Origin of the sequence: Streptomyces sp. (assembly GCF_031181705.1) — a bacterium.
GTDB lineage: Bacteria > Actinomycetota > Actinomycetes > Streptomycetales > Streptomycetaceae > Streptomyces.
On the sequence record NZ_JAPSKN010000144.1, the window covers coordinates 1 to 6,416 of the forward strand.

At 71.8% G+C, this 6,416-nt stretch carries 4 protein-coding genes; 1 reads left to right on the plus strand and 3 read right to left on the minus strand.

From position 1 onward, the window contains the following. The coding region (locus RIN80_RS22540; RefSeq protein WP_309097456.1) for a rhodanese-like domain-containing protein at positions 1-399 on the plus strand (399 nt) is incomplete at its 5' end. A gap of 71 nt (positions 400-470) precedes the next feature. Here the strand turns inward: RIN80_RS22540 and RIN80_RS22545 are convergent. From RIN80_RS22545 to RIN80_RS22555, 3 genes are all read right to left on the minus strand, one after another. Continuing rightward, positions 471-1,940 (minus strand): alpha/beta hydrolase, encoded by a 1,470-nt coding sequence (locus RIN80_RS22545; protein ID WP_309097457.1) that lies wholly within the window; start codon positions 1,938-1,940, stop codon positions 471-473. Between the two features lie 137 nt (positions 1,941-2,077). Further along, complete coding sequence (locus RIN80_RS22550) at positions 2,078-3,625, minus strand: alpha/beta fold hydrolase (RefSeq protein ID WP_309097458.1); 1,548 nt, start codon at positions 3,623-3,625, stop codon at positions 2,078-2,080. 119 nt (positions 3,626-3,744) lie between these two features. Then, positions 3,745-6,416: lysylphosphatidylglycerol synthase domain-containing protein (locus RIN80_RS22555; protein ID WP_375141775.1), on the minus strand; the 2,672-nt coding region annotated here is incomplete at its 5' end.

Here is a 6,416-nt window from a genome sequence, read left to right on the forward strand (position 1 = left end):
CCGACCGTCACCGAACTCATCGACTACGAGGCCTTCTGCGGCGTCGTGTCCGAGGAGGCCCAGGCGGCGGCCGCCGACTCCACGATCACTCCCAAGCAGCTCAAGGAGTGGATCGACGACGGCGAGAGCATCGACATCATCGACGTCCGCGAGCCGAACGAGTACGAGATCGTCTCCATCCCGGGCGCCCGGCTCATCCCGAAGAACGAGTTCCTCATGGGCACCGCCCTGGAGAGCCTCCCGCAGGACAAGAAGATCGTCCTGCATTGCAAGACGGGCGTCCGCAGTGCGGAAGTCCTGGCGGTCCTGAAGTCCGCGGGCTTCTCGGACGCCGTCCACGTCGGCGGCGGCGTGATCGGCTGGGTCAACCAGATCGAGCCGAGCAAGCCGGTGTACTGAGCCGTATCCGGCCTGCCTCCGTGAGCGGCGGGGGCTTCGCGCACCACGGGTGCCCGGAGCCCCCGCCGTCGTCATGAACAGACCTTGCCGTCCTTGGGGACCGAGCCGTCCAGCAGATACGCGTCGACGGTGGAATCGACGCAGTCGCTGCCGCTGCCGTACGCACCGTGTCCCTCGCCCCGCCAGGTGAGCAGCACCCCGACGCCCTTGCCCAGCTCGTCGGCCATCCTCCGCGCGCCCTCGTAGGGGGTGGCCGGGTCGCCGGTGTTGCCCACCACCAGGACCGGCGCCGCGCCCGGGGCGCTCACTTCCGGGGTGTCGTGCTGCCCGGGCACCGGCCAGTCGTGGCACCAGCCGGCCGTGTCCCAGCCGAGGAACGTCCCGAAGACCGGGGAGATCCCCTCGAACTCCGGCAGCAGCCTCTTCGTCTCGGCCGCGGTCGGCCGCTGCCGGTCGTCCAGGCACGATATGACCCGCTGTGAGTGGGTCGTCGTGCCGTAGCGGCCCGAGGGGTCGCGTTCGTTGTAGCCGTCGGCGAGGGCCAGCAGCTCCGAGCCGTCGCCGCGCTCGGCCGCGTCCAGGGCGCTGGTGAGCGTCGGCCAGCTGTCCTTGCTGTACAGCGGCAGGATGATGCCGGTGGCCGCGAGCGTCTGGGTGAGCTTCCGCCCCGGCGTGCCGGTGGGCAGGGGACGGGCGTCGAGCCGCCGCAGCAGGGCCGTGATCTTCCGCGAGCCCTCCCGCGGATCCTGGCCCGTGGACTTCAGGTAGCCGTTCAGCGCGCGCTGGAAGCCCCTGGCCTGGTTCTTCGCGTGGCCCACGGTGTCGGCGCCGGGGTCGACGACCGCGTCCAGCGTCATCCGCCCGACCCGCTTCGGGAACAGATGGGCGTAGGTGCCGCCGAGTTCCGTGCCGTAGGAGATGCCGAAGTAGTTCATCCGGTCGTCGCCGACGGCCTGGCGGATGCGGTCCATGTCGCGGGCCGAGTCGGCGGTCGAGACGTGCGCCATCAGCTCCCCGGCGTCCTTCCGGCAGCCCTGGCCGAAGTCGGCCGCGTCCGCGAAGTAGGCCTTCTCCTCCGCGGGTGTGTCCGGGGTGACGTCCACCGACTCGGCCGCCTGGATCTCCTTGTCGTCGCGGCAGCGCACGCCCTCGCTGGCGCCCACTCCGCGCGGGTCCCAGCTCACCAGGTCGTACCGCTCGCGGAGCCGGGAGACGGTCGGGGCGTACGACGGCATCATGGACACGCCCGAGGCACCCGGACCGCCGAAGTTGAACAGGAGCGAGCCGGCGCGGTCGTCACCGCGGGCCTTGGCGCGGATCAGTGCCAGCCCGATCGTCTCCCCGTCCGGCTTCGACCAGTCCAGCGGCACCCTGAGCGTGGCGCACTGCCATTCGCCGCTCGGCGCCGGGGCGTCCGCGGTGGCCTTGCAACGGCCCCAGGAGAGCCCGCCCTTGCCGTCGCCGGACGAGCCGCCGCTGCACCCGGCCGCCAGCAGTGCCGAGGCGGCCGCCAGAGCGGTCCACCGCAGGAAACGCGACATGAGCCCATCCCCCCTCGCAAGCCGTCCGCGCCGTGCCGCGGATGGCGGTCGAGCCATGGTAGGCAGATCCCCGCGCCGACCGTTCCGGCCTGTGGATAACCTTTTGACCTGCACGTTCGCCGGGGCGGCAGCGGGACTCAGGTGCAGACGGCCCCCGCCTGCGGCACCTTTCCGTCCAGCAGGTAGCCGTGCACCGCGTCCAGCACGCACTTGTTCTTGCTGGCGTAGGCGCCGTGTCCCTGCCCCCGGTACGTCAGCTCGACGCCGACCCCCTTGCCCAGCGCGTTCACCATCGCCCGCGCCCCCTCGTAGGGGGTGGCGGGGTCGCCGGTGTTGCCGATGACCAGGATCGGCGGGGCGCCCGGCGCGCTCACGTCCGGGTGGTCGGCGGCGCCCGGCACGGCCCAGTCGGTGCAGCCGACCATGCCCCAGGCCAGGGAGTCGCCGAACAGGGGGGACGCCGCCCGGAACTCGGGCAGTTTCCGCTCGACGTAGGCGGTGTCGTAGCGCGCTTTGGTGTCGGCGCAGCTGATGGCGGTGTGGGCGGCGGTCGAGTTGTCGTACTCGCCGTTCTCGCTGCGCCCGTTCATCGAGTCGGACAGCAGCATCAGGATGCTGCCGTCGCCCTCGTACGCCTGCTGCAGCCCCTCCGTGAGGTACTCCCACAAGTCCTGCGAGTACAGGGCCTGCATGATGCCGTTGGTCGCCGCGGTCTGGGTCAGTTGCCGGGGGAAGACGCCCGGGATCGGCTTGCGGTCGAGGTCCCTCAGCAGTGTGGCGATACGGTCCTTCACGTCCTGCGCGCTGGCGCCGAGGGGGCATTCCTCGGTCTTGGACACGCAGTCCTCGGCGAAGTTGTCCAGGGCGAGCTGGAAGCCCTCGGCCTGCCCCAGCGAGCCCTGTTCGGTGTTCTGGGTGGGGTCGACGACGGCGTCGAACACGGCGCGGCCGACCCGCCGGGGGAACAGGTGCGCGTAGACGCCGCCGAGTTCGGTTCCGTAGGAGAAGCCGAAGTAGTGCAGCTTGCCGTCGCCGAGGACCTGGCGCATCAGGTCGAGGTCGCGGGCGGCGTCGGTGGTGCGCACGTTCGGCAGCATCTTCTCGGAGTTCTCCTCGCAGGCTTCGTTGAACTCCCTGGTGCTGTCCAGGAGTTGCGTGCGCTCCGCGTTGTCGTCGGGAGTCGCGTCCTGCTGGGAGTACGCGTCGAGCTGCTGATCGCTCGCGCAGATCACGGGCTTGCTGCGGCCGACCCCGCGGGGGTCGAAGCTGACCAGGTCGTAGCGGGTGCGCAGGGTTCCGTAGTCCTCGGCGAAGGCGGGCAGCGACTTGACGCCCGAGCCGCCGGGGCCGCCGAAGTTGAAGACCAGCGAGCCGATGCGCTCGCCGGCGCTGCCGGTGGACCTGATCCGGATCAGTGCGAGGCCGATCGTGTCGCCCTCGGGCTCGTCCCAGTCGAGGGGCGCCTTCATGGTGGCGCACTGCCACTCGCCGTCGTCCGGCAGCGGGGACGGCGCGGCCCCGCCGCCCTGCGCCTCGTCCGGGGCCGGACAGGCCGTCCACTCCAGCTCCTGCCGTGTGAGGTCCTCGTCCTCGGTGTCGCCACCGCCGCAGCCGGCCAGCACGGTCGACAGCAGCACGGCGGTGGCGGTCAGGGCGGCGGCGCGCAGCCGGAGGAGGGTTGGCATGGTTCCATCCTGCGGCGGCACCGAGCGGGGCGCGCGGGACGCGTGCCGTACGAGGTAAGAGGGGCAGACGGGTCGCGGAGCCGGCCGCCGGCCCTGGCGCAGGGCACGGGCGGACGGCGTCAGAGGGCCTGCTTGCGGGTCAGGTGGTTGAAGGCCAGCCAGCCCGGCAGGACCGGCAGCCACAGGGTCAGCAGCCGGAACAGCAGCACCGCCGGTGCCGCGACCTCCTTCGGCAGTCCGACGGCGATCAGACCGACCGTCAGGGTCGCCTCGACCGCGCCGACACCGCCCGGAGTGGGCGCGGCGGACCCGAGTGCGTTGCCCGCGAGGAAGACGACGGCGACGCTGGCGATGCTGATCGAGGTCGACTCGTCGCCGAACGCGCGGATCGAGGCGTCCAGGCACATCACGAAGCAGGCGGTCAGCAGCAGCATGCCGCCGATGCCCGTGACCAGCTTCTGCGGCCGCTGGAGCACGTCCAGCATGCGCGGCACGACCCCCGCGAACAGCGACCGCACGCGCGTGACGACGAATTTCCGCAGGAACGGTACCGACGTGACCACGAGCACGAGCACCGCCACGGTCAGCAGACCGGCGATGACCGTCCGGGACGGCGACAGCGACGGGGTCTTCTCGGTACCGGTCAGATAGCCGAAGGACAGCAGCATCAGGATGTGGCAGCCGAGCCCGAACAGCTGCGAGGCGCCCACGCTCGCCACCGCCAGCCCCGGCCGCACCCCCGCGCGCTGCAGGAAGCGCGTGTTCAGCGCCACACCGCCCACGGCCGCCGGGGCGACGATCTTCACGAAGGACCCGGCGACCTGTGCCGCCACCGTCCGAAGGAACGGCACCCGCTCGGGCACGAACCCCAGCAGCGCCATCGCCGCCGCGAAGTAGCTCGCCATCGAGAACAGCACGGCCGCGGCGACCCAGCCCCACTCGGCGTGGGCGATGAGCGGCCCGAACTCGATGTGCGTGAGCTGTGTCAGCAGGAAGTACGCGCCGATCGCGCCGGCGATGAAACTGATCAGCGTGCGTGGCCGCACCCGCTCCAGCCGGGCCGGTTCGACCGGTGCCTGGGGCCTGATCCGCAGCACCTCGTGGCGGATCTGGGTGAGCAGGTCCTCCTCGCGCGCCTCCTCCAGGGCCTCGTCGATCGCCCGTTTCTCGGCCCGCTGCTCCGCCCGCACGGCCTTTTTGTCGGGCTTCTCCAGGACGGGCACGGTCGCGTCGGACTGCTCCTCCAGGCGCGCCTGCTTGGCCTGCTGGGAGGCCTCCAGGACCGCCTCGCGCTCGCGCTGCGCCCGTTCCCGGGCCAGTCTGCGCAGCGTCGCGCGCGTGGAGCGGCTGAGCGCGATGGGCTGGAGCATCGGCAGGCAGTCCGCCACGGCGTCCGGGCCGAGCACGCTCACCGCCGAGGCGACCGCCCGCTCGCCGCCCACCCGTAGCCCGAGGGTCACCAGCAGCTGGGAGATGTCCATCCGCAGCAGCAGGTCGCCGGCGGCGATCTCGCCGACGCGCAGGTCGGTGAGGATCACCGTGCCGGAACGATCCACCAGGATCGCGTCGCCCACCAGCCTGCGGTGCGCGATGCGCCGGGACTGCAGCGCCTTCACCTGGTGCCAGGTGTCGCGCAGCAGGTCGTCGGTGATCTCCTCGTCCTCCAGGGAGTCCAGGGTGCGGCCGCCGCTGTGCTCGTAGACGAGCATCACCGCGTCGGGGCCGAGCTCGGAGGTGGCGATCAGCTTGGGCGCGTTGGCGCCGGCCGCGATCGCCGCGTACGCCAGCAGCGCCTCCTGCTCCAGGGCCTGGCGCAGCGACTGGAGGCTGCTGCGGGTGGCGAAGCCGCGCAGGGTGAGGTTGCGCCAGGCGCGGTAGAAGAAGCCCTGCGCCTGCTGCTCGCGGTCGACCACCGTGACGTCCAGCGGTGGGCCGTCCTCCAGGGTCACGAAGTAGCGCCGGCCGCGGTCACCGGCGTCCGGGTTGTCCGAGTGGTCATCGCGGGACGCGCTGACCGGGCGGAATCCGACGGTCCGTAGACCCGCCATCAGGGTCTGCCCGGTGGGCCGGACGTTGGGCGAGCCGACCGCGTACAGCGTGCCGTAGGCGACGGTCCAGCCGATCAGCACGGTCAGGATGATCGAGAACGGGGTCGTGTACCCGGTGACGAGCATCGAGAAGGCGTCGAGGAGCAGGACGACCCAGAGCACCGCGCGCCATCTCGGCCTACGGGACATGCCGACGGCCGTCATGTAGGCGATGACCGGCGCCAGGTAGCCGTGCACGGGGTCGGTCAAGGCGTGGATGTCGCCGGGGGAGGGCTGGGTGAGCGCCTCCTGGATCGAGTCGGGCGCGGCCCGGGCGACCCACAGGTCCGTGGCGAGGGTCACGCCGTGGGCGAGGACGGCCGCGAGGACGCCGTCGGCGATCCGGAGCCCGTCCCGCTTGATCAGCCGCTCGATCGCGAAGGCGACCGGCACCAGCAGGATCGCGATGCTGGAGGCCAGGCCGGCGATCTTGATGAGCAGGTCGGGCGCCTGCCCGGTGCCCTTGTTGATGTCCTGTTCGAGGCCGGAGGTGGTGCCGTGCGCGAACGCGGCGATGCCGATCAGCAGCGCCACGGCGAGCACGCCCACCAGCAGCCGCATCAGATCGGACGGGCGGTGCACGCGCGCGGGGAGCAGCGGTTCGTCGCCCTCCACCTCGTCGATGTGCGCGAGGTCGGTTTCCTCGGCGGGCGTCCGGGCCTTCGTGACAGGGCCCTGTGCGTCACCGCCGTCGGTGCCGGGGC

Coding starts and splice junctions, on each gene's coding strand:
- RIN80_RS22545 (WP_309097457.1), bottom strand. CDS start 1,940: ATGTCGCGTTTCCTGCGGTGGACCGCTCTGGCGGCCGCCTCGGCACTG.
- RIN80_RS22550 (WP_309097458.1), bottom strand. CDS start 3,625: ATGCCAACCCTCCTCCGGCTGCGCGCCGCCGCCCTGACCGCCACCGCC.